The organism is Promicromonospora sp. Marseille-Q5078, assembly GCF_050315395.1.
GTDB lineage: Bacteria > Actinomycetota > Actinomycetes > Actinomycetales > Cellulomonadaceae > Isoptericola.
The window spans coordinates 4304267-4326239 of the sequence record NZ_JBNPQG010000001.1; the positions used below are offsets into that span (position 1 = coordinate 4304267).

The 21973-nt window shown below is 74.4% G+C and carries 23 protein-coding genes; 7 read left to right on the top strand and 16 right to left on the bottom strand.

Annotated features, from left to right (window positions below; translation table 11 throughout):
* Positions 1-6: 6 nt before the first annotated feature.
* The 3 genes from ACQFYA_RS19775 to ACQFYA_RS19785 all read right to left on the bottom strand — a co-directional run bounded on the left by ACQFYA_RS19775 (position 7) and on the right by ACQFYA_RS19785 (position 3510).
* On the bottom strand, positions 7-2334 hold the full coding sequence (locus tag ACQFYA_RS19775) for a bifunctional metallophosphatase/5'-nucleotidase (protein ID WP_499127004.1): 2328 nt from the start codon (positions 2332-2334) through the stop codon (positions 7-9).
* A gap of 82 nt (positions 2335-2416) precedes the next feature.
* On the bottom strand, positions 2417-2803 hold the full coding sequence (locus ACQFYA_RS19780) for a DUF3817 domain-containing protein (protein ID WP_499127006.1): 387 nt from the start codon (positions 2801-2803) through the stop codon (positions 2417-2419).
* 170 nt (positions 2804-2973) lie between these two features.
* The gene (locus tag ACQFYA_RS19785) at positions 2974-3510 is read right to left on the bottom strand and encodes a hemerythrin domain-containing protein (protein ID WP_499127008.1); all 537 of its coding nucleotides are present in this window, start codon (positions 3508-3510) and stop codon (positions 2974-2976) included.
* A gap of 159 nt (positions 3511-3669) precedes the next feature.
* Here ACQFYA_RS19785 and ACQFYA_RS19790 point away from each other — a divergent pair, with 159 nt between their 5' ends.
* From ACQFYA_RS19790 to ACQFYA_RS19800, 3 genes are all read left to right on the top strand, one after another.
* Entirely contained in the window at positions 3670-4635 is a 966-nt protein-coding gene (locus ACQFYA_RS19790) for an endonuclease/exonuclease/phosphatase family protein (protein WP_499127009.1), read from the top strand.
* Positions 4636-4707: 72 nt separating this feature from the next.
* Entirely contained in the window at positions 4708-5592 is an 885-nt protein-coding gene (locus ACQFYA_RS19795; RefSeq protein ID WP_499127011.1) for an alpha/beta fold hydrolase, read from the top strand.
* 18 nt (positions 5593-5610) lie between these two features.
* A complete protein-coding gene (locus ACQFYA_RS19800) occupies positions 5611-6285 on the top strand; it encodes an MBL fold metallo-hydrolase (protein WP_499127013.1) in 675 nt (224 codons plus the stop codon).
* A 69-nt stretch (positions 6286-6354) separates the two neighbouring features.
* On the opposite strand, the gene ACQFYA_RS19805 is transcribed toward ACQFYA_RS19800, so the two are convergent.
* Positions 6355-7497, bottom strand: a complete 1143-nt coding sequence (locus ACQFYA_RS19805) for a GNAT family N-acetyltransferase (protein WP_499127015.1) — start codon at positions 7495-7497, stop codon at positions 6355-6357.
* A gap of 95 nt (positions 7498-7592) precedes the next feature.
* Between ACQFYA_RS19805 and ACQFYA_RS19810 the strand changes: the two genes are divergently transcribed.
* From ACQFYA_RS19810 to ACQFYA_RS19820, 3 genes are all read left to right on the top strand, one after another.
* Entirely contained in the window at positions 7593-8144 is a 552-nt protein-coding gene (locus ACQFYA_RS19810; protein ID WP_499127016.1) for a GNAT family N-acetyltransferase, read from the top strand.
* 128 nt (positions 8145-8272) lie between these two features.
* Positions 8273-8869: a SigE family RNA polymerase sigma factor gene (locus tag ACQFYA_RS19815; RefSeq protein WP_499127018.1), complete on the top strand. Its 597-nt coding sequence runs from the start codon at positions 8273-8275 to the stop codon at positions 8867-8869.
* Positions 8866-10401, top strand: a complete 1536-nt coding sequence (locus ACQFYA_RS19820; protein WP_499127019.1) for a hypothetical protein — start codon at positions 8866-8868, stop codon at positions 10399-10401. The genes ACQFYA_RS19815 and ACQFYA_RS19820 overlap by 4 nt, the downstream gene beginning before the upstream one ends.
* A gap of 83 nt (positions 10402-10484) precedes the next feature.
* On the opposite strand, the gene ACQFYA_RS19825 is transcribed toward ACQFYA_RS19820, so the two are convergent.
* From ACQFYA_RS19825 to ACQFYA_RS19875, 11 genes are all read right to left on the bottom strand, one after another.
* Positions 10485-11276: an SDR family oxidoreductase gene (locus ACQFYA_RS19825; RefSeq protein WP_499127020.1), complete on the bottom strand. Its 792-nt coding sequence runs from the start codon at positions 11274-11276 to the stop codon at positions 10485-10487.
* A 79-nt stretch (positions 11277-11355) separates the two neighbouring features.
* Positions 11356-11871 (bottom strand): VOC family protein, encoded by a 516-nt coding sequence (locus tag ACQFYA_RS19830; RefSeq protein WP_499127022.1) that lies wholly within the window; start codon positions 11869-11871, stop codon positions 11356-11358.
* Positions 11872-11934: 63 nt separating this feature from the next.
* A complete protein-coding gene (locus ACQFYA_RS19835; protein WP_499127023.1) occupies positions 11935-12618 on the bottom strand; it encodes a helix-turn-helix domain-containing protein in 684 nt (227 codons plus the stop codon).
* A 57-nt stretch (positions 12619-12675) separates the two neighbouring features.
* Entirely contained in the window at positions 12676-13449 is a 774-nt protein-coding gene (locus ACQFYA_RS19840; RefSeq protein ID WP_499127625.1) for an SDR family NAD(P)-dependent oxidoreductase, read from the bottom strand.
* On the bottom strand, positions 13449-15845 hold the full coding sequence (locus ACQFYA_RS19845) for an ATP-binding cassette domain-containing protein (RefSeq protein ID WP_499127025.1): 2397 nt from the start codon (positions 15843-15845) through the stop codon (positions 13449-13451). Before ACQFYA_RS19845 ends, ACQFYA_RS19840 begins: the two co-directional genes overlap by 1 nt.
* A 43-nt stretch (positions 15846-15888) precedes the next feature.
* Positions 15889-16530 carry a hypothetical protein gene (locus tag ACQFYA_RS19850; RefSeq protein WP_499127026.1) on the bottom strand — a complete coding sequence of 214 codons (642 nt, stop codon included), beginning with the start codon at positions 16528-16530 and terminating at the stop codon, positions 15889-15891.
* A gap of 40 nt (positions 16531-16570) precedes the next feature.
* Complete coding sequence (locus ACQFYA_RS19855; protein ID WP_499127028.1) at positions 16571-17005, bottom strand: YdeI/OmpD-associated family protein; 435 nt, start codon at positions 17003-17005, stop codon at positions 16571-16573.
* Between the two features lie 85 nt (positions 17006-17090).
* Positions 17091-17558, bottom strand: a complete 468-nt coding sequence (locus ACQFYA_RS19860; protein ID WP_499127030.1) for a nitroreductase family deazaflavin-dependent oxidoreductase — start codon at positions 17556-17558, stop codon at positions 17091-17093.
* Positions 17559-17563: 5 nt separating this feature from the next.
* Complete coding sequence (locus tag ACQFYA_RS19865; RefSeq protein WP_499127627.1) at positions 17564-17974, bottom strand: VOC family protein; 411 nt, start codon at positions 17972-17974, stop codon at positions 17564-17566.
* A gap of 14 nt (positions 17975-17988) precedes the next feature.
* On the bottom strand, positions 17989-18435 hold the full coding sequence (locus ACQFYA_RS19870; protein ID WP_499127032.1) for a helix-turn-helix transcriptional regulator: 447 nt from the start codon (positions 18433-18435) through the stop codon (positions 17989-17991).
* A 40-nt stretch (positions 18436-18475) separates the two neighbouring features.
* Positions 18476-19069: a GNAT family N-acetyltransferase gene (locus ACQFYA_RS19875; protein ID WP_499127034.1), complete on the bottom strand. Its 594-nt coding sequence runs from the start codon at positions 19067-19069 to the stop codon at positions 18476-18478.
* Positions 19070-19248: 179 nt separating this feature from the next.
* Between ACQFYA_RS19875 and ACQFYA_RS19880 the strand changes: the two genes are divergently transcribed.
* The gene (locus ACQFYA_RS19880) at positions 19249-21237 is read left to right on the top strand and encodes a glycoside hydrolase family 3 protein (RefSeq protein ID WP_499127036.1); all 1989 of its coding nucleotides are present in this window, start codon (positions 19249-19251) and stop codon (positions 21235-21237) included.
* Here ACQFYA_RS19880 and ACQFYA_RS19885 read toward each other — a convergent pair.
* Positions 21234-21899, bottom strand: coding sequence for a DNA-binding response regulator (locus tag ACQFYA_RS19885; RefSeq protein WP_499127038.1), 666 nt, complete (start codon positions 21897-21899; stop codon positions 21234-21236). The two genes, ACQFYA_RS19880 and ACQFYA_RS19885, sit on opposite strands and share 4 nt — an antisense overlap.
* Positions 21900-21973 lie beyond the last annotated feature (74 nt).

Below are 21973 nucleotides of genomic sequence, written 5' to 3' on the forward strand. Positions count from 1 at the left end.
CCGCCGTCAGAGGCTGCCGAAGATGACCTCCCACAGGCTCTTCACGCGGATGGTGGTCGTGGTCGTGGCGGCCTCGGTGGCGTCGTCGCCGGAGTAGCGCAGCTCCACCTCCACGGTGCCGGGCTTGAACGGCCCCGCCCACAGGCGGGCGTCGCCCTTCGTGTTCAGCGTGTCGGCGTCCACCTTCGTGCCCTTGATCGTGGCCGTGACCTTGCCGGTGGGCGTGCCGTCGGGCGTCTCGACCGACACGTCGATGCGCGCCGGCTGGAGCCACGCGACCACGGTCTCCGGCGCGTCGACCGTGAGTGTCGGGGTGGCCTTGGCGGGCTCGGTCACCTCGATCGGCACGGTCACCTCGGTGCCGGTGGCGGCGCCTGCCAGGGTGAGCGTCGTGGCGCCCGCGGGGGCGTCGGCCGGCAGCGCGACGGAGACCGACGCCGTGCCGATCGCGTCGTCCGGGGTGGTGCCGGCGGCGGTCGTGACGGCGGCCGTGCCCAGCGCCTGGTCGCCGAGCGACACGGTGAGTTCCGGGTCGGTGACGTCGCCGGGCGCCGACATCGACCACGACGAGACGTCGAAGGCGACCGTCGCGCCGGGCTCGTACGCCTCGGGGGCGTCGGCCGGGAACGAGACGCCGACGGCGCGCTGGCTCGGGTCGACGGCCAGCGGCTCGTCGGCCGCGAACGTCGCCATGTAGTCCACGAACGCCGCCAGGTCGGCCTTGCCGGTGTCGCGGGCGTTCGCCCCGTCCGCGAAGGCGCGGAAGTTGTCGCCGCCGGAGGCGAGGAACGAGTTCACCGTGACGGAGTACGACGCGGCCGGGTCGACCGCCTCCCCGTCGAGCCACATGCCGGTGACGCGGTCGCCCTCCTCGCGGTTCGCGTCGAACGTGTACGAGAACCCGTCGGAGACACCGAGGCGCAGGAACGGCCGCGACGGGACGTTCCCGTCGGCGTCGCGCTGCCACTGCTGCTCGAGGACGGTCTTGATCTGCTCGCCCGTGAGGTCCATGTTGACCAGCGTGTTGGCGAACGGCTGCACGGCCGCAGCCTGCTTGTAGGTCAGCGTGCGCGGGAAGGCGTCCGTGCCGGAGCCCACCATGTCGGCGCGCAGGCCGCCCGGGTTCATGAACGCGATCTGCGCCTCGCCCGACTCGGGGGCCTCCGTGGCCCACCGCTGCACCTCGGCCACGAGGTTGCCGAGCGTGGACTCCCCGCCGCGGTTCTCGGCGCCGGAGGAGAGCTTGGCGCGGTTGAACGCCCCGCCGATCTCGCCCAGCGGCTCCGCGCCGAGCACGTCGGCCTCCTTGACCGCGTCGGCGACGAGCGTCGTGACCTCCGGGTCGGCCGGGTAGTTGCCGGCGAGCGGCAGGACGGCGGTCTGCACGCCGGCCACCTCGCCGGTCGCGGCGTCCACCGACCAGACGAGCTGGTTGAGGTTGTAGCCGTACTGGCCGGCGGAGACGACCGGGCGCTCCGTCACGGCCTGGCCGGCCCACTCGTCGACGGGGAACGCGCAGTCGTACGCGAGGTGCGTGTGCCCGGAGACGATCGCGTCCACCTCGGGGCTCACGTCGTTGACGATGCTCGCGAACGCGTTGTCCGCCGTCGGCATCGCCGCGCAGTCGGTGGACTCCGCCCCCTCGTGCACCAGCATGACGACGACGTCGGCGCCCTCGGCCTTGAGCGCGTCGGCCTCCTCGTTCGTCGTGTCGACGATGCTCTGCACCTCGAGGTCGGCGATGCCGGCCGGGCTGACGAGCGCGGGCAGCTCCTCCGTCACCGCGCCGACGAAGCCCACCTGCACGTCGCCGAAGTCCTTGATCCACGTGGCGGGGACGGCGTCGTCGCCGGTCGCCTTCACCTTGAGGTTCGCCGCCACGTACTGCCACTGGGCGCCGCCGTACGGGTTGGTGTCGGCGTCGTAGGGCGCCATCACGCGGTTCAGCAGGTCGTCGTAACCCTGGTCGAGCTCGTGGTTGCCGACCGCCGACACGTCGAGGCCCGCGGCGTTGAGGGCGTCGATCGTGGGCTTGTCGTGCTGGATGAACGACTCGAAGGTCGACGCGCCGATGAGGTCGCCCGCCGCCGCGAACACCGTGTTCGGGTTCTCGCCGCGCAGCTGCTGCACCGCGCCGGACAGCACCGCCGCGCCGGCCTCGGCGCCGCTCGACTGGATGCGCCCGTGGAAGTCGTTGGTCGCGAGGATCTGCACGTCGACGATCGGGTCGGCGCTGGCCGACACGGCACCGGTGGTCGCCAGACCCGCGAAAGCGAGGGTCAGGCACGCGACGCCGGCGGTCCGCCGTCGTGCGAGGGGACGGGCGAGAGACATGGGTGCGCTCCTGGGTATGCGGTTGTGACCGGGGCCACGCTAGCGGCGCCCGGCGACAGCCGCGTGTCGCGCGGTGTAACGATCAGGAAACCGTCGCCGGCTCCTCCGGGGACGCGTCCTCGACCGGCGCGGGGGCGCCGAGGTGTCCCGTGCGGCGCAGCCACCACTCGGCGAGCAGCGTCGTCAGGGGCGGCACCGCGGCCGCGAGCGCCACCAGGGTGCGGAACCAGCCCCAGCGCAGACGCACCGCCGCGACCAGCGCGATCACCACGTAGGCCACGAACGCCGCGCCGTGCAGGCGGCCGAACAGCCAGACCCCCGCCTCGGTCGTCTCCGTGCCGTACTTGAGGAACATCCCGACGAGCAGGCCGGCCCAGGTGAACGCCTCGACCACGGCGACGACGGCGAAGGCGCGGCCCACCCCGGACAGGGGCCGGCGGGCGGGGGGCGTGACGGGCGTGACGGGCATGGCGGACCTCTCGTCGGGCGGGCGGTGCGGCCAGTCTGCACGACGGCGGCCGCACCCGGCCCCGAGGAGATGACAGCCCGTCCGTACCGATCAGCGCGGCACTTCGGGATCTGCGCGGCAGTTCGAACTGCCGCCCTGATCCCGAACTGCCGACGTGATCGGGTCGCGGCTCAGGCGAGCGGGCCGAGCACCGCGCGCCGGTCGGTGCCCGCGAGCGCCGCCGCGACGGCGGGCTCGTCGAGGGCGTCGACCAGCCGCTTCTCCTCGTACCGGAAGTGCGTCTCCATGACGGCGTCGATGCCGTCCAGGTGCCGGTCGAGCGTGGCCGCGTCCGCGTCGGCGCCGACCGCGCGGGACAGCTCTCCGAGCAGGTGGTCGAGCATCCGGTGGTCGCGCTGCAGCTCGGCGACGACGTCGGCGAGGTCGGGGCGCAGGTCGAGCAGCGCGGTGAAGACGCTCGAGTCCTCGCCGCGGTGGTGGCCCTCCAGGGCCTGGCAGAAGCCGTGGCAGTACAGGCCGAGCCGGCGGCGCGGGTCCGGCGGCGCACCGGGAGCGCCGTCGGCGTGGTCCTCGGCGTCGGAGGCGGCCTCGCGGGCGACCTCCAGCGCGTCGCGCAGGCGGGCGTGCACGGAGCGAAGCTCCTGGCCCCAGGCGACGAGGCGGGCGGTGGTGGGGACGGGGTTCTGGTTCTGGTCGGGATGGGGCACGATGCGCCGACCCTAGCCCGGACCGACGACGCGCGGCGGTCGAGGCCCTGGTCACGGCCTCGTCGCCCGCCGGCCACCTGCCGTCCGCCGGGCGGTCACGTCGCCCCGATGGGATGGTCGGGCAACGAACCTCGCCAGCCGTCTCCTGGAGGACGACACATGGACCACCGCAGCTCCGCCGCCCCCGCCGGCATCACCCGCCGCGGCGCCCTGACCGCCGCCGGCGCCCTCGGCGCCCTGGGCGTCGCCGGCGCCCTCGCCGCCCCCGCGGCGTCGGCGGCCACGACCGCCGGCCGCCCGGGACGGCGTGCGCTCATCGGCCCGGCCAAGGGCTCCGCCCTGCACGCGATGAGCTTCAACATCCGCCTGGACCGCGAGGACGCGACGCAGCCCGGCGAGCCCGACCACTGGCCCGACCGCGCGCCGCTCGTCACCGCGTTCCTCGCCCTCGAGCAGCCCACGATCCTGGGGGTGCAGGAGGCCGAGTTCCAGCAGCTCGCCGCCGTCGAGAACGGCCTGGGCAAGCACTACCGCACGGTGGGCTACGGCCGCTCGGGCGGCGCGGACGGCGAGTACTCGGCGATCTTCTACGACGCGCGCCGCCTCACGCTGCTGTGGTGGGACCAGTTCTGGCTCTCCGACACCCCGGACGTCATCGGCTCCGCCACGTGGGGCAACTCCGTGACCCGCATCGTCACCTGGGCGCGCTTCCGCGACGAGCGCACCGGCGCCGAGTTCGTGCACGTGAACTCGCACTTCGACCACGAGTCGGAGAACGCGCGGGTGCGCAGCGCCGAGGTGGTGCGCGACCTCGCGGCCGGCTTCGGCCTGCCCGTCGTCTTCACCGCCGACTGCAACGCCGCCGCGGAGCGGTCCGCCCCGTACGACGTCCTCGTCACCGACGGCGGCCTGCTCGACACCTGGCGGGCCGCGGCGGAGCAGCTCACCCCGGAGGTGGGCTCGTTCCCCAACTACGGCGAGCCCGTGCCGGGCGGCGACCGCATCGACTGGGTGCTCGCCACCCCCGGCACCGAGGTGCTCGCCGCGACCATCAACACGTGGACCTCCGGCGGCCGCTACCCCAGCGACCACACCCCGGTGCAGGCACTGCTGCGCCTGGCCTGACACTCGCCTGACCCGCCGCCCGACCCGGCCGACCACCGATGAGTCCGGCCGGTCGCCGCCGTCCTACCGGCCATGACAGGACGCATCGGGCCCGCCGACGGCGACGCCCTCGGGCCGGAGCGGTTCACCGAGGACGGCGGCGTGCTGCTGTGCTTCCAGTCCGTCGGCGACCCCGGCGACCCCGTCGTCCTGCTGGTCGGCGGGGTCGCGTCGTCGATGGACTGGTGGCCGGCGGACCTGTGCGCGGCGCTCGCCGCGCGGGGCCGGCACGTCGTGCGGTACGACCACCGCGACACCGGCCGGTCCACCACCTGCCCGCCCGGCGCGCCGGACTACACGGGCCGGGACCTCACCGAGGACGCGCTGCGCGTGCTCGACGCCGTCGGCGTCCGGAGGGCGCACCTGGTCGGGCTCTCGGCGGGCGGGGCCATGGCGCAGGAACTCGCCCTCGAGCACCCGGAGCGCGTCGCGTCGGCCACCCTCGTCGCGACGACCCGCGCCGTGCGCGGCCCCGACGACGCGGACCTGGCGCCGTCGGCCCCGGAGCTGCGCGGGCTCTGGGACGGCCCCGCCCCCGACCCGTCGGACACGGCCGCGCTGGTCGAGGCCGCCGTCGCGGAGGACCGCGCGCTCACCGGCCGCGGCGACTTCGACGAGGCCCGCACCCGCGCCGTCGCCGCCCGCGCCGTCATGCGCTCGATCGACCCGACGGCGGGGACCAACCACTTCGCCGCCGCGCCGGGCGCCCCGTTCGCGGGCACGCTCGCCGACGTCCGCGTGCCGACGCTCGTCGTGCACGGCACCGAGGACCCGCTCTTCCCGGGCCACGGGGCGGCGCTGGCGGCGGCGATCCCCGGCGCGCGGCTGCTGCTGCTGGACCACATGGGGCACCAGGCGCCGCCGCCGTCGTCGTGGGACGTGCTGCTGCCGGAGCTCGTGGAGCACACTCGCAGGTAGCGGGGTGAGGATGGCGTCATGTCCTCTCTCACGCTGACCACCTGGGGCCACGCCGGCGTCCGCCTGGAGCGCGACGGGCGCGCGCTCGTCGTCGACCCCGGCACGTTCACCGACCCCCGCATCCTCGAGGGCGCCGACGCGGTGCTGATCACCCACGAGCACGTCGACCACCTGGACGTGCCCCGCGTGGCCGCGGCCCTCGCCGCCGACCCCGGCCTGGAGCTGTGGGCCCCGCAGCCCGTCGTCGACCAGCTCGCCGAGCACCTCGAGGGGGCGGGCTCCCCCGCCGCCCGCCTGCACGCCGTCGCCGGCGGCGACACGTTCACCGCGGCCGGGTTCGCCCTGCAGGCGCTCGCCGGCCCGCACGAGACGATCCACCCGGACATGCCGCGGCCGGAGAACGTCGCCTACCTCGTGGACGGCGCGGTGCTGCACCCCGGCGACTCGTTCACGCCCGCCCCCGAGGGGACGTCCGTGCAGGTGCTCGCCCTGCCGGTGGCCGCGCCCTGGCTGAAGCTGGCCGAGTCGGTGGACTACGTGCGGCAGGTGGCGCCGCGGGTCGCGGTCCCCATCCACGACGCCATCCTCAACGACGCCGGCCGGGCACTGGCCGACCGGATCGTCGGCGGCCTCGGCGGGACGGACTACCGGCGCCTGGCCCCGGGCGAGGCCCTCGAGGTCCCGACCGCCTGACCCCTTCGACCACGGGATCCGTATCGCCATCCGGCCGATGGCGATACGGATCCCGTGGTCGAAGGGTGCTCAGGCGTGGCTCAGCGGGGTGACGTCCGCGAGCGGCGCCTGCAGCTCCGCCGAGCCACCGGCGGGCCGGAAGCCGAGGGCGACGTTGATCGCCACCATCGGAGCGTTCGTCTCGTTGTTCCAGGTCGAGACCCGGCGCGCGGCGGGCCGCAGCCGCGTGTGCTCACGCAGGTTGACGGCCTTGATCAGCATGCCCAGCCGGTGCCCGCGGTGCTCGGGCAGCACCACGGTGCTCTCCTGCTCGGTGAGCTCGGGCCGGTCCCAGACGAGCAGGGTCATCCCGGCCAGCGCGCCCGTGGCCACGTGCTCCGCCACCGTGACGAGGGCGCCCTGCCCGCGCTCGGCGCGCTTGGCCTCCTCCGTGCGGACCCGGGCGCCGTCCCAGCGCTCCGCCTCCAGCGCGAGGCCGCCGTTCGGCTCGTCCTCGGACAGTCGCTGCTCCAGCGCGGCGAGCTGGTCCACCCACTCCTCGGGCGCCGGGTCCTGCCAGGTGTGGACGCGATAGGCGTCGCCGGCGCGCGCCGCGGCGTCGGCCACGAACCTGTCGACGACCTCGTCGGGCAGCGGCACGTCGAGCACGGAGCGGCGCGCGACGATCTCCAGGCCGAGGCCCGCCCGCCGCGCGAGCCGCATGCCCGGCAGGTCCGCGGAGACGCGGCCGTCGCCCTCCCGGGGCACGACCGCTCCCGGATCGTCCGCGGCCGGCTCGACGGCGAACTCGACCTCCGCGAAGACGGTGGTGCGGCCCTCCGTGAGCGCGATGCGCCGCAGGCGGTCGGCGATCGCGGACCCGATGCCCTGGCCCCGGTGGGAGGGCAGCACGGCGATCCGCACGACCGCGAGGTGCCGGTTGTCCGTGACGGGCAGGGTCAGCACGCCGTGCCCCACGACGCGCGGCGGATCGCCGGCGCCGGCGTCCTCCACCGCGACGAGGCGGTGCCGCCGCAGGTGCTCCTGATGGAGGTCGCCCACGAGCAGGTCGACGGCGCGGGGCGGGAGGTCGTCGTGGCCGAGGTCGGCCAGCGCGACCGAGCGCTCGAGCGCGGCGACGCCGTGGTACGCCCACGCGTCGGGGGCGTCGAGGCGGTCGGCGCGGGGCGGTTCGAGGAGGCGCCACGTCGGCGTGGTCGCGGGGATGCTCATCCCCCCACGGTGCGCCGCCGAGGTGCGCCACGTCACGGCTTTTCGGCGGCCTTCCCTTCGCGCGCCGGGCGTCGCGGCGCGTAGGGTGCCTCCCCGTGACGACCGAGACCCCGCTTCCGGTGACCACGGGCCGCCTGGTCCTGCGCGCGCACCGCGCGGAGGACCTCGGGCCCCTGCTCTCCTACTACGCCGACCCCGAGGTGGCGCGCTACCTCCTCGAGGAGCCCTGGACGCCGGACGTCGCCGAGGCCCAGCTCGCGAAGCGGATCGCCCGCGCCCGGATCGACGAGCCGGGGTCCGCCCTCGCGCTCGTCGTCGAGCACGACGGGCAGGTCGTCGGCGACGTCGCCCTGTGGACGACGGGCGACACCGTGTCCCGCGGCGAGATCGGCTGGGTGTTCCACCCCGACCACACCGGCCAGGGCTTCGCGACGGAGGCGGTGCGCGCCGTCCTCGACCTCGCGTTCGGCTTCTACCGCATGCACCGCGTGGTGGCGCAGCTCGACGCCCGCAACGAGGCCTCCGCCCGCCTGTGCGAGCGCGTCGGGATGCGGCAGGAGGGGCACCTGCGCCGGGACTGGTGGTCCAAGGGCGAGTGGACCGACACGCTGGTCTACGGCGTGCTCAAGGAGGACCGGGGGGCCTGACCTCCCCGGCCGCCGACCCCGTGGACGCCTGAGCGTCCCGGGCGAAAGCCACCCGACCGGCCCGCCAGGCAACCTTCCGCCCGTCGGCCGCGTCTATGTTCCGTGAAGACACGACATGGGCGGTACACATGACGAGCGACGGCGCTCCAGTGCTCCTGGGCGACATGAGCGACGAGCGGTTCCGGGTCGTGGCGGCGGGCGAGACACCGGTGGAGCGCTTCACGGCGTTCGCCGCGGCGAGCACTCCCGCACTCTCCCGGATCGCCTATCTCCTGTGCGGCGACGAGCACCGTGCGGGTGACCTCGTCCAGCTCGCGCTGGAACGGACCTATCGCGCGTGGGGGCGGGTCGGCACCGGCGACCCCTTCGCGTACGCACGGCGCGTCATCGCGACGGCGCGCATCGACGGGTGGCGGCGCACGAGCCGCGACGTGCTCTCCGACCCGGCGGACCTGCGCCCGGCGCCGGTGGCCGACGGGACACGCACGGTCGTGGACCGCGACCAGCTCGTCCGGGCGCTGCGGATGCTGCCCGAGGCGCAGCGCCGCGTCGTCGTCCTGCGCTACCTGCTCGACTGCTCGGAGGCGCAGACCGCCGACGAGCTGGGGATCTCGGTGGGCGCGGTGAAGTCGGGCGGGTCCCGCGGCCTGGCGAGGCTGCGCCAGCTGCTGGGAGCGGACGGCACGAGCGACTCGACACCGACGAGGAAGGGGACGGCCCGATGACCATCCAGGACGACTTCGTGGCAGAGCTTCAGCACGCGGCCGAGCGGGTCGGCCCGGTCGCCGGGCTCGACGGCACGGCGATGGGTCGCCGCGCCGTGCGGCGCGGTCGGGCGCGCCGCGCCGCCCTGACCGGCGTCGGCGCGCTGGCCGCCGTGGGCGCGGTCGCGGGGGTGTGGCAGGTGACGGTGACGGACGGGGTCGTGAGCCCGGCCTCCCCCGACGTGCCGGAGGGATGGACCCCCGTCGCCGTCGGAGGCGTGCGGCTCGCGGTGCCGTCGGGCCTGGAGGCGAGCGCCGACGGCGTCTGGGAGGACGACCAGGACGAGGGAGAAAAGAGCTTCGTCCAGGTCGAGCCGGCGGGTGAGGACGTGCCGCTCGTGCCACCGGGGTCCGCCCTCACACCGACCGACGTCCGGATCCCCGGCGCGGTGTCGGCGGAGTACGTCACCGAGGACCACTCGGACATCCCCAGCATGGTGCAGGACTTCGTCGGGAAGCTCCAGGTCCACCTGGAGTCCGGCGACGTGGTGCAGGTGAGCCTGGTCTGGGTGGACGCCGACCAGGGCGAGGAGATGTTCGCCGACCTCGTGGCGTCCGTGTCGGCGGACGAGGACTCCGCCCCCCTGCCGGACCCGGACGGGGAGGCCGAGCTGCAGCCCCTGGACGGGATCGCAGCGGGCGTCCCGGCGGGCTGGGAGGAGACGGCGTTCGCCGGCCTGGAGTACGCCCTGCCGCGTGGCTGGGCCACCGACGAGAGCGTCGCCGACGCGTTCCCCGCCGGAGAGCGGTCGCGGTCCGCGAGCGCCGACGGCTCGGCCGCCCTGACGGTGGCGCTGTCCGACGGCTTCGCGGGATGGCCGGAGTCCATCGCGTCGTCGCCGCTCGACCCGGCGTCCACGTTCCCGCTGGACGGCGCGGACGTGGTCCAGGTCGAGACCCGGACCGAGGACGGCGTCGACAGCACCACCGCGCACGTGCGGCGCGAGGGCGGGCGCGGGTACATCGTCACGCTCGAGGCCCCCGGCGACGCCGACGGGCGCGCCCTGACGCGGCAGCTCCTGGGCACGCTGGGCTTCTCCGCCGAGGCGACGACGGTGCCCGGGCCGGAGGACCTGCCGGAGTTCCCGACGACGGCCGTCCCGGACGGGTGGCGGGCCGCGACCGTCGGCGGGGTCGGCGGGGGCGAGCTGCGGCTGGCTCTGCCGGGCAGCTGGTCGGAGGGCCCCACGCCCGACGGCGTCGACTGGGCGGCGAGCGGGCCCGAGGAGACGGTCACGGTCATGGCCGCGGCCGGCGACGTCCTCGACACCGTCCCGGCTGCCGGGTATCGGGATGACGTCCCGGGCGCGGATGCCGTCGCGATCCAGGTGGGCGACGACACCACGGAGAACGGACAGCCGTGCTTCCTGGGAACGGTGGAGCTCCGCCGGGGCGACGACGCGGTGGTGCTGTCGTACTACGGGCCGCGCGGGGAGGCCTCCCGCGAGCGGTTCGCCAGCATCGTGCGGTCGCTCCGGCTGTCCGGCAGCTGAGGCGGCAGACCGGTCGTCGACGTAGCGCCTCCTTCTCGTCCCTGCGCAGGACGGGAAGGAAGCGCTACGTCGACGGCCGCCGCTCAGCGGTGCTCGACGTGCTCCGCGAGGAACTCGCCCCACGTCTGCTTGCCGACCGCGCGGTCGGGCGCGAGGTTGCCGCCCGCCGCGTACGCCCGCGACGCCGCACCCGGCACGCGGACCGGCATCGTCGGTCGCCGGGAGCCGACGGCGTCGAGGTAGTCCCGCACCATCCCGCGGAACGTGAGCACCTCCGGCCCCGCCACATCGGGCACGCGGCCCTGCGGGTCGCCGAGCGCGAGCTCCACGAGCCGGGCCGCGACCTCGTCGCCCGCGATCGGCTGCGCCCGCCAGCCCGACGGCGTGGGCACCACGGGCAGCTTCGCGAGGGCGCGGGCGGCGATGAGCACCAGCTCGTGGAACTGCGTGGCACGCAGGTTGGTCCACGGGATCCCCGACTCCTCCAGCACCCGCTCCTGGGCCAGCTTGCTCGCCATGTAGCCGAGGGCACGCCGGTCGAAGCCGGACCTCACCGGCACCTTCTCCGCCCCCACCACCGAGACGTTCACCAGGTGGGGCTCCGTCCCGGCGTCCCGGACCGCCCGCACCAGCGCCTGCGCCGTCTCCTCGTTGTGCAGCTGGTCGCCGGCCAGGTGCACGACCACCTCCGCGTCGCCCACGGCCTGCGCCAGCCCCTCGCCCGTCGTCCAGTCCGCGACGACGTACCGCACGCCTTCCCCGTCCGCGTGCGGGCTGCGGCTGACCACCCGCACCTCCGCGCCCGCGCGCATCAGCCGCGGCACCACCAGCCGGCCGAGGTGCCCCGTGCCGCCGGTCACCAGGATGCGTGCCATGCCGTCCTCCTCCGTCGTCGCGCGACCACCGCGCGTCCTGCTCACCCGACGAGGCGGAGGGCGGGGACGTGACCGCGGCTCAGACGGCCGGGTCCTGCAGCCGGGGCAGGGTGGCGACGAGGGTGTCGCGGATGTAGGTCAGCTCCGGCGTCGGCTCCCACTCGGCGTCGGTCTCGTCACCGTCGCCGGCCTCCGCCCACTCGCCTGCGGCGTCGTCCTGCGGGGTGCTGTAGACCCACCACAGGTTGTTCCAGGGGTCGACGAAGCGGGAGAAGACCTCGCCGAAGAAGTCCGTCGGCTCCGTCACGACGTCCGCGCCACCGGCCCGCGCCCGCCTGAGCACCGCGTCCACGTCGTCGACATAGACCTGCAGCAAGGACGGGGTGAACGGCCAGCCGGGCTTGCGCTCGCCGAACATGACGGTGGTGCCGCCGATCTGGAGCTCGGCGTGCAGCAGCAGTCCGTCGTGGTCGACGGTCCGCGCGTCGGGATGCTCGACGCCGTCGAACACGTCGACGAGGAAGAGGATGAGGTTCTCGACGTCGCGGCTGATGATGAACGGGTTGATCGTCGAGAATCCTGGGGGGACGGCCATGGTGGCTCCTTTCGTCCCCGCCATCACACCCCGCGGGCCGGGGCCCGGTCTTGAACGAGAACGTCACCCGGCGTCGGGCCGTCGGCGGGCGGCGGCCGCGAGCACCGCCGCCGGGGTCCGCCCGCGGATGAGGCGCAGGCTGCGGGTCAGGTGCGCCTGGTCGGCGAACCCCGCCCGCGCCGCCGCCTCCGCCGGCGCGACGCCGGTCTGCAGGAGGGCGTATGCCCTCTCGGCCCGCCTGACCTGCTCCACCTGCCCCGCCGTCAGCCCGACGGTGCGCCGGTAGCGGCGCTGCCAGGTGCGCGGGGACGCGCCGTCCCGGTGCCCGTCCAGCGCCGCGCGCACGCCCTCGTCCACGCCCAGCGGGCCGAGGCGCACCATCTCGTCCACCCAGTCCTCGAGCTCGTCGAAGGCCGGCAGCGTCGTCCACCGCTCCCCGAGCCGGACCTGCCCGGAGCGCACCGGCAGGTCGACGGTGGCCCCGAGCACCGGCTGCTTGTCGAGGCCCGTGACCACCACGAACGGTGCCAGCTCCACGCCCCAGTAGCTCTCTCCCGCGACGCTCTTCGTGCTGCGGGCGCTCATGCTCGGCCCGTCGAGCTCACCGCCGAGGCTCCCGTCGGCGCGGCGGATGAAGGAGATGCCCCAGAACTCCGAGCCCGCCACGAGGTACTCGCCCGGCTCCTCCACGGTCGCGGACCACACCGTACGCACCGCGGGGATCGAACCCGGCCGCTCGAACCACATGGCGTCACGGTATCGCCGGCCGTACGCCGCCCTCGGGGTCGAGCGGGAAGCGCCCCCTCAGGTCTCGTCCGCGCGCCGGGCGAACGTCGCGAGCGGCCCGGCGAGCACGCCGCCCTCCACGGGCAGGGTCACCCCGGTGATCCACGCGGCGTCGTCGGACGCCAGGAACGCGACGGCAGCAGCCACGTCCTCCGGCTCACCCACGCGGCCCAGCGGGTACATCGGCGCGAACCGGTCCGGCCCACCCTGCGTGTCCCAGACCCGGGTGCGGACGGTGCCGGGCGCCACGACGTTCACCCGCACGCCGGCCGGCCCGAGCCGCACCGCCAGGTTCTTGGCCACCAGCCCCAGCCCGGCCTTGGCGGCGCTGTACGCCGCGTCGCCGAAGGCCTGGAGGCCGTTGACGGAGCCGACGAGGACGATCGCACCGCCCTGCCGCGACAGGTGCGGCGCCGCCGCGCGGACAGCGCGCACCGGGCCGGTCAGGTTGAGGTCGACCGTGCCCGCCCAGTCGTCGTCGGTCATCCCGTCGAGCAGGTCCGGGTGCGGTCGGGCGCCGCCGGCCACGTTGACCAGCACGTCGAGGCGGTCGAACCGCCGCACGGCCTCCGCCACGGCCGCCTCGACCGACGCCGGGTCGGTCAGGTCGCAGGGCACCGCCAGGGCGCGGCGGCCGCCGCCCAGCGCCTCGGCGGCCCGCCCGGCGGCGGACGTGTCGACGTCGGCCAGCACGACCGTCGCCCCCTCGGCGAAGAGCCGGCGGGCGGTGGCGGCGCCGATGCCGTGGGCCGCCCCCGTCACGAGCGCGACCCGGCCCGCGAAGCGCTCCATCACGCGCCCACGTAGTCCGCCAGGTGCTCGCCGGTGACGGTCGACCGGGCGGCCACGAGGTCGGCGGGCGTGCCCTCGAAGACCACCTTGCCGCCGTCGTGCCCGGCGCCCGGGCCGAGGTCGATGATCCAGTCGGCGTGGGCCATCACGGCCTGGTGGTGCTCGATGACGATCACGGTCTTGCCGGCGTCGACCAGCCGGTCGAGGAGGCCGAGCAGGTTGGCGACGTCGGCCAGGTGCAGTCCGGTGGTGGGCTCGTCGAGGATGTACGTGCCGCCCTTCTCGCCCATGTGCATGGCGAGCTTGAGCCGCTGCCGCTCGCCGCCGGACAGGGTGTTGAGGGGCTGGCCGAGCTTCACGTAGCCGAGCCCGACGTCCTCCAGGTGGGCGAGGATCTTGTGCGCGGCGGGGATCTTCGCCTCGCCCTCGCGGAAGAACGCGTGCGCGTGCGCGACGGACAGGTCGAGCACGTCGGCGATGTTCTTGCCGCCGAGCGTGTAGTCCAGCACCGACGCCATGAACCGCTTGCCGCCGCAGTCCTCGCACGGCGTCTCGACCGTCTCCATGAAGCCGAGCTCGGTGTAGATGCGCCCGTTGCCCTTGCAGGTGGGGCACGCGCCCTCGGAGTTCGCGCTGAACAGGGCCGGCTTCACGCCGTTCGCCTTGGCGAACGCCTTGCGGATCGGCTCCAGCAGCCCGGTGTACGTGGCCGGGTTGGAGCGCCGCGAGCCCTTGATCGCGCCCTGGTCGACGACGACCACGCCCTCGCGCCCGGCGAGGTTGCCGTGGATGAGGGAGCTCTTGCCGGAGCCGGCGACGCCCGTGACCACGGTCAGGACGCCGGTCGGGACGTCGACGTCGACGTCGCGCAGGTTGTTCTGCGCCGCGCCGCGGATCTCCAGCGCGCCGGACGGCTCGCGGACCGACTCCTTGACGCTGACCCGGTCGTCCAGGTGGCGGCCGGTGAGGGTGCCGCTCGCGCGCAGCCCCTCCAGCGTGCCCTCGAAGCAGATGGTGCCACCGTCGGTGCCGGCGCCGGGGCCGAGGTCGATCACGTGGTCGGCGATCGCGATCGCCTCCGGCTTGTGCTCGACGACGAGCACCGTGTTGCCCTTGTCCCGCAGCTCCAGGAGCAGGCCGTTCATCCGCTCGATGTCGTGCGGGTGGAGGCCGACGGTCGGCTCGTCGAAGACGTACGTGACGTCGGTGAGCGCGGACCCGAGGTGCCGGATCATCTTGGTGCGCTGCGCCTCCCCGCCCGACAAGGTGCCCGCCGGACGCTCCAGCGACAGGTAGCCCAGCCCGATCTCGACGAACTTGTCGAACAGGTGCAGCAGCGCGCCGACGAGCGGCGCGACGCCCGGGTCGTCGATACCCCGCGCCCACTCGGCGGCGTCGGTGATCTGCATGCGGCACACGTCCGCGATGCCGGCGCCGTTGACCTTCGCCGACCGGGCGGACTCGTTGAGCCGCGTGCCGTCGCACGACGGGCACGGCACGAACACGGCCGCCCGCTCGACGAACGCGCGGAGGTGCGGCTGCAGGGACTCGGGCGCCTTGCTGAACATCGACTCGCGCAGCTTGGGGATGAGGCCCTGGTAGGTCATGTTCATCCCGAGCGCCTTGACCTTGCCCTTCTCCCGGTAGAGGAAGTCGTGGCGCTCGGCCTCCGTGTAGTCGCGCACGGCCTTGTCGCCGTCGACGAAGCCGGACTCGGAGAAGCCCCGCACCATCCAGCCGTCGGCCTTGTAGCCGGGCACCAGGATCGCGCCGTCGCGCAGGGACAGCGACTCGTCGACGATGACGGACAGGTCGAGGTCGGAGACCGTGCCGCGGCCCTCGCACTCGGGGCACATGCCGCCCAGGTACACCTGGTTGCGCACGACCTTCTTCTCGACCTCGCCCCCGGCCTTGCCGGTGCTGAAGACGCCGCTCGCGGTCGACGTCGGGATGTTGAACGAGAACGCCGTCGGCGGGCCCACGTACGGGTCGCCGATCCGGCTGAACAGGTTGCGGAGCATCGCGTTCGCGTCGGTGACGGTGCCGACGGTGGACCGCACGTTGGCGCCCATCCGCTCCTGGTCCACCAGGATCGCGGTGGTGATGCCCTCGAGGACGTCCACGTCGGGGCGCGGCAGCGACGGCATGAAGCCCTGCACGAACGTCGAGTACGTCTCGTCGATGAGGCGCCGCGACTCGGCGGCGATCGTCGCGAACACCAGCGAGCTCTTGCCCGAACCGGACACCCCGGTGAAGACGGTGAGCCGCCGCTTGGGGATCTCGACGTCGACGTCGCGGAGGTTGTTCTCCCGAGCGCCCTGCACGCGGATGACGTCGTGCGCGTCGGCGGCGTGCGACGACGTCGCGGCGGTGCGGGGGGAATCCGTGGCGGTCACCTGAATCTCAATCTCCTTCGATGGCGGTGCGGTCGGTGCTCGATCAGGCCAGGGGCCGCTGTCTCCGGCGTTCCGGGAACGCCTCCCCGCCGCCGGCGGCGAGGGAGCGGGCGACGATGTCGATGAACTCGTCCATCATCTCCACCGGCATCTCCGGCAGCATGCCGTCGTAGTACGACAGGACCGCGCCCCGGCCCTGCATCATCCCCGCCGGGCGCGCGAACGCCCACAGGTGGAGGTGCGCCGAGCCGTCGTTCCAGCGGGTGAAATGGCAGCGGGCGACGCCGGGGATGCTCTTGACGGCCTCGGAGATGCGCTGCATCAGCGGTCCGAGCCCGGCAAGCACCTCCAGCGGCGCGTCCTCCAGCAGCCAGTGCTCGCGGGGCGAGATGGCACCGATGAACGGCAGGCCGCCCGGTTCGAACCCCGCACGCACCTGCCAGTGCTCGTCGTGCCAGATGGTGTGCTCGTCGGGCGTGCAGGAGCCGCAGCTCTCGGGGTCCAGCTCGCCGCCGCGCGGCTTCTCGGGAACGAGCATGGGCTCCAACGGCCGCATCACCACCGACTCGTACGCGTGGGCCGGGCCCTGGGTCACCCAGGAGCCGTCCGGCCTCTCGCCGATCGGGAGGCGACGGTGGAACGGGGTGTCGGCGGGGTGCTGCTCGAGCTCGTCGGAACTGGTCACGGGCCCATCCTGTCAGCGGTCGTCGCGCCGGGAGAGCACGTCAGGCGTGCAGCTCGGCGAGGGCCTTGTCGATCCGGCGGGCGCGCGTCGCGGGCTGCTTGGCGCCCTCGACGTCGAGCACGTGCCGGCGCCGGCGCCCGGGCGGCAGCGCGTCGAACGCGGCGCGGGCCGCGGGGTCGGCGTCGAGCGCCCGGGCAAGGTCGTCCGGCTCGACGATCTCGCGGGGCTCGGTGTCGAGCTCCAGCTCGACCTCCACCTCCGCGCCGACCTCGAGGCCCGCGGCCTCCCGGTTCGCCCGGCTGAGGCCGAGGAGGTGGCGGCCCCGCATGATCGCGACCCGGCTGCGCCACGTGTGGCCGTGGACGGTGATCGTCACCGGCGGGCGCGCGCCCCCGCCGAGCGCCTCGACGACCTCCGGCGGGACCTCGAGTCCTTTCATCTTTTCGGCGGGCTCGACGACGGACCGGAACCTCATGACGACCACTCCTTCGCTGCCGTTCTCGCCGGTGGTGCGCCTCGTGAGCCTGGTGAGGCGCGGGAGCCCCGGGACACACACGGGCTCAGCCCTCGACCGGGACGAGCCGGACCACGGGGTACTGCCGGTCGCTCTTGCGCTGGTGCTTGTCGATGGTCGGGGCCGCGGCGGCGATGGCCGGCCACGCCCTGGCCCGCTCCGCGTCGTCGAGCACGTGGGGCGTGACCGGGATGGTGCCGCTGCCGTGCAGCTCGACGGCGACGCGCTCGGGGTGGGCGGCGAGGTTCGCGAACCAGCCGGGGTGGCGGCTGCCGCCGCCCGACGCGACGACCAGCCGCCCGCCCTCGCCGTCGTCGAACCAGGCGAGCGGGTTCTCCCGCGCCTCGCCCGTGCGGCGCCCGACGGTGTGCAGGACCAGCAGGTCCATGCCCATCATCTGGCCGCCCTTGCGGCGGACCTTCTTCGCCGTGCTCGCGTTGGCCTGCCGCTGGATCCACAGGGACAGCCGCCCCGGGGTGCCCTTCGGGCGCTTCGTGGTCTGCGTGGAGGTCATGGCGCTCACCCGACCTGGTCGATGCGGACCATGTTGCCCGCGGGGTCGCGGAACGCGCAGTCGCGCACGCCCCACGGCTGCTCGGTGGGCTCGGACACGACCTCGGCGTCGGCGGCCTGCAGCTTCGCGAAGACGCCGTCGAGGTCCTTGGTGCCCAGGATGATCGACTGGTAGCTGCCCTTGGCCATCAGCTCGCGGATGGTGCGCTGCTCGTCCTCGGTGATGCCGGGGTCGGCGGCGGGCGGGTTCAGGACGAGTCGGGTCTCGGGCTGGGCCGGCGAGACGAACGTCAGCCAGCGCATGTCGCCCTGGCCCACGTCCATGGCGAGTTCGAAGCCCAGCAGGTCGCGGTAGAAGGCCAGCGAGGCCTCCGGGTCGGTGTGCGGGAGGAACGTGGTGTGGATGGTGATGTCGATGTCGCTCATGGAATTCACGCTAGGGGCACGCCCACGGCCGGCGCTTCTCGATTCCTGACCGGTCGGGTCACCTGCTTGGCGACGCACGACGGGAGCTCCCCCGCGCCCGCCGTCCGGGCCCGGCGGGCGTACTCGCTGGGCGACATCCCCACCAGCTCCGTGAAGCGGGTGCTGAACGTGCCGAGCGACGACGACCCCACCTCGAAGCACACCTCCGTGACGCTCAGGTCGCCGCGGCGCAGCAGCGCCATCGCGCGCTCGATGCGCCGGGTCATGAGGTAGCTGTACGGCGACTCGCCGAACGCCTGCTTGAACTGCCGGCTCAGGTGACCCGCCGACATGTGCACGCCCCGGGCCAGCGCCTCCACGTCAAGCGGCTGCGCGAACTCCCGGTCCATCCGGTCGCGCACGCGTCGCAGCAGCGCGAGGTCGCGCAGGCGGTCGGCGTCGCTGCTGGGCACGGGGGAATGTTTCCACGACCCGCCGACACCCGCGCGGCGGTCAGCCCCGCCCGGACCCGTCGGCGCCCGCGACCCGCGCGTGCAGGTGCATGTCGTGCCAGCCGTCGACGTGGCGCACGGACTGCCGCAGCACGCCCTCGGCGGCGAACCCGGCCTTCTCGGCCACGCGGCACGACGCCGTGTTGGCGGTGGAGTGCACCAGCTCGAGGCGGTGGAAGCCGGCGGCGAACGCCCATGCCGCCGCGACGTCGACCGCGGCCGGCGCCACGCCGCGGCCCCGCGCCTCGGGGGCCGTCCAGTAGGCCAGGACGCCGACGCCGTGCGGGTCGAACGTCTTGACGACCATCCGGCCCAGGAGCACGGCGTCGTCGGCCGCGTCGGCCACCGCCCAGCTCGACTCGCCGCCCGTCGACCAGGCGCCGCGCCAGCCCTCGACGACCTCGCGGGCCTCGTCGTCGGAGTCGAGGGTGCGCACGTGCCACCGCTGGATCGCGGCGTCGGCGTAGACCGCCCGCACGGACGGGGCGTCGTCGAGGCGCCACGGACGCAGCCGCGCCCCCGCGGCGGGCACGTCGAGCACCGGCTGCTCGGGGGCGATGAACGGCGCGAACGTGACGGGCAGGAGGGTGGGCATACCGGGATCCTGGCACGGCCCGGCCGTCGTCAGGGTGAGCACGGGCCGCGGCACGCTTGCCGTCCGCGGCCGGGGGTGGTTGGCTCCCTCCAGAGACCTACCGATCGGAAGGTTTTTGGGCAGCAACGACGCGGCCCGCCCCCGGCCCGCCGGGGGTCCAGCTCCACGAAGGAGTACGCATGACGACGACGTCAGCGCGCCTCCGGCGCCTCACCACCGCGGGCCTCGCCTGCGCGGTGGTCGCGGCCGGTCTGCTCGCCACGACCCCCGCCGACGCGACCGGCCGCGGCGGCGACCATCAGCGGCAGCCGCACCTCGAGAGCCGCTCGGCCGACATCATCCGGGTGGACGGCCGGCGCTTCCGCGACCTCGACGGCGACGGCCGGCTCACGCCGTACGAGGACTGGCGGCTCGACCCGGAGGACCGGGCGGCCGACCTGGTCTCCCGCCTCGACCTGGAGCAGAAGGCGGGCCAGCTCGTCCACGGCAGCCTCTCGGGCAGCGGCACGTACGACCGCGCCGCGTTCGGCGCCCTGCTCGACAAGCACGTCACCACCTACATCTCCCGCCTGGGCGCCGACGCCGGCACGCTGGCGTCCGAGCACAACTCCCTGCAGCAGGCCGCCGAGGCGCAGCCCTTCGGCATCCCGCTGAAGATCAGCACCGACCCCCGCAGCGGGTTCACCGTCACCGCGGGGCAGACCGTCGCCGGCGGCGACTTCGCGGCCTTCCCCGACGCGATCGGCGTCGGCGCCGCCGACTCGACCGGCCTCACCCGGGCGATGGGCGAGGTCATCCGCAGCGAGTACCGCGCCGTCGGCTTCACCGAGGCGCTGTCGCCGCAGGCGGACATCGCCACCGAGCCGCGCTGGTCGCGCATCAACGGCACGTTCGGCTCCACGGGCGAGCTCGCGAAGCGCCACGTCGGCGCGTACGTCGAGGGCCTGCAGGGCGGCGACGACGGCCTCGACGGCGACAGCGTGAGCACCGTCGTGAAGCACTGGGCCGGGTACGGCGCCCAGGTGAACGGCTACGACAGCCACTACTACTACGGCCGGTTCGCCGCGTTCCCGGGCGGGAACTTCGCCGAGCACCTCACCCCGTACGAGGCGGCGTTCGACGCGGGCGCGGCCGGCGTCATGCCGACGTACTCGATCCTGCAGAACCTCACGATCGACGGGAAGGTCGTGGAGCAGGTCGGCGCCGGGCACAGCGAGGACATGCTCGGCCTGCTGCGCGACGACTACGGGTTCGACGGCGTGATCACCAGCGACTGGGGCATCACGGGCGACTGCCCGCAGGCCTGCAAGGACAACCGCCCGCCGAGCTTCTTCGTCGGGCCGTGGGGCGCCGGGATGTCGTGGGGCGTCGAGGACCTCACGCGGGCCGAGCGGTTCGCCAGCGCCATCAACGCGGGGGTGGACATCGTCGGCGGCGACGACCACCCGGAGTACGTCGTGCAGGCGGTGGACGACGGCATCCTCGGCGAGGCCCGCGTCGACGAGGCCGCGACCCGCGTGCTGGCGCAGAAGTTCGAGCTCGGGCTCTTCGAGGACCCGTACGTCGACGTGCGCGCGGCCGTGCGCACCGTCGGCAGCGCCGCGCACCAGCGCCTCGGCGACGTCGTGCAGGCGCGGTCGCTCACCCTGCTGGAGAACGAGCACCGCACCCTGCCGCTGACGACCGGCAGGCACGGCGCGCGCACCGTGTACCTGTACGGCGTCGCGCCCGAGGCGGCCGAGGACCTCGGCCTGCGCGTCGTCGACGACCCGGCGGACGCCGACGTCGCCGTCGTGCGCCTGTCGGACCCGAAGGGGGGCGACGACCTCACCGGGCTCGACTTCACGGGCCAGGAGGCGGACTACCAGGCCCTGGTGGCCGCGGACGAGGCCGGCGCCACCACGATCGCGTCGCCGCAGCTCTCCCGGCCGCTGGTCCTGGGGAACGTGCTGGCGCACTCCGACGCGGTGCTCGCCAACTACGGCGTCAGTGACGACGTGCTGCTGCGCACGGTGCTCGGCCGGACGCAGCCCCGCGGCAGCCTGCCGTTCGAGCTCCCGTCCAGCATGGCGGAGGTCGAGGCCCAGCTCGGCGACGTCCCCGACGACACCGCGCACCCGCTGTTCGAGGCCGGCTTCGGGCTGTCGTACCGGGGCGGCCACCGCTAGACCCTCCCGACCAGGCCGAGCTCCCGCGCCCGCACGCCCGCCTGGAACCGCGACTCGGCACCGAGGGCGTCCATCAGCTCGGCGACGCGGCGGCGGTAGGTGCGCACGCCGAGGCCGAGGCGCCGGGCCGCCGTCTCGTCCTTGGTCCCGCGCCCGAGCAGGTCGAGCACCTGCGGCGCGAGCGCACGGATCTCCGCGATCCGGGCGTCGTACACGTCCAGGTCGGTGGCCGAACGCCACGCGGCGTCGAAGAGCGACATGACGCCCTGCACCACCTCCGGCTGGGTGATCACGCTGTAGCTCCGTCGACCGGTGCGGATGTCGCCCGCGAGGATCGCGAGCCGGCGGTCGAGGATGATCGTCTCGTTGATCTCGTCGGCCGTGATGCGGACCTGCGCGCCGTGCAGGTCGCGGAGCGTCTCCAGCTGGTGCGCCGCGACCGGGTCGAGCAGGACACCTGCCCGGTACACCTTGCGCACCCGCGCCACCGGCGCCTGCGCCGGGCAGAGCTTCGCGGCGTCCTCGGCCCGGTGGGCGGCCTGCCAGGTGAAGAGGTCGTTGGCCGCGCACGCGACGTCGGTCGCCGTGGCGAAGAGGTGCTGCGTGCGGGCGAGGAGCTCCTCTTCACCCTGCACGATCGTGACGGGCTCTCCGGTCTGCATGCCGTCGATTCTGCTCCCGGTGGCAAGGTCCTGCCAGGATCGGCAACAAGCTGCCATCGCCGTGGGGCCCGGCG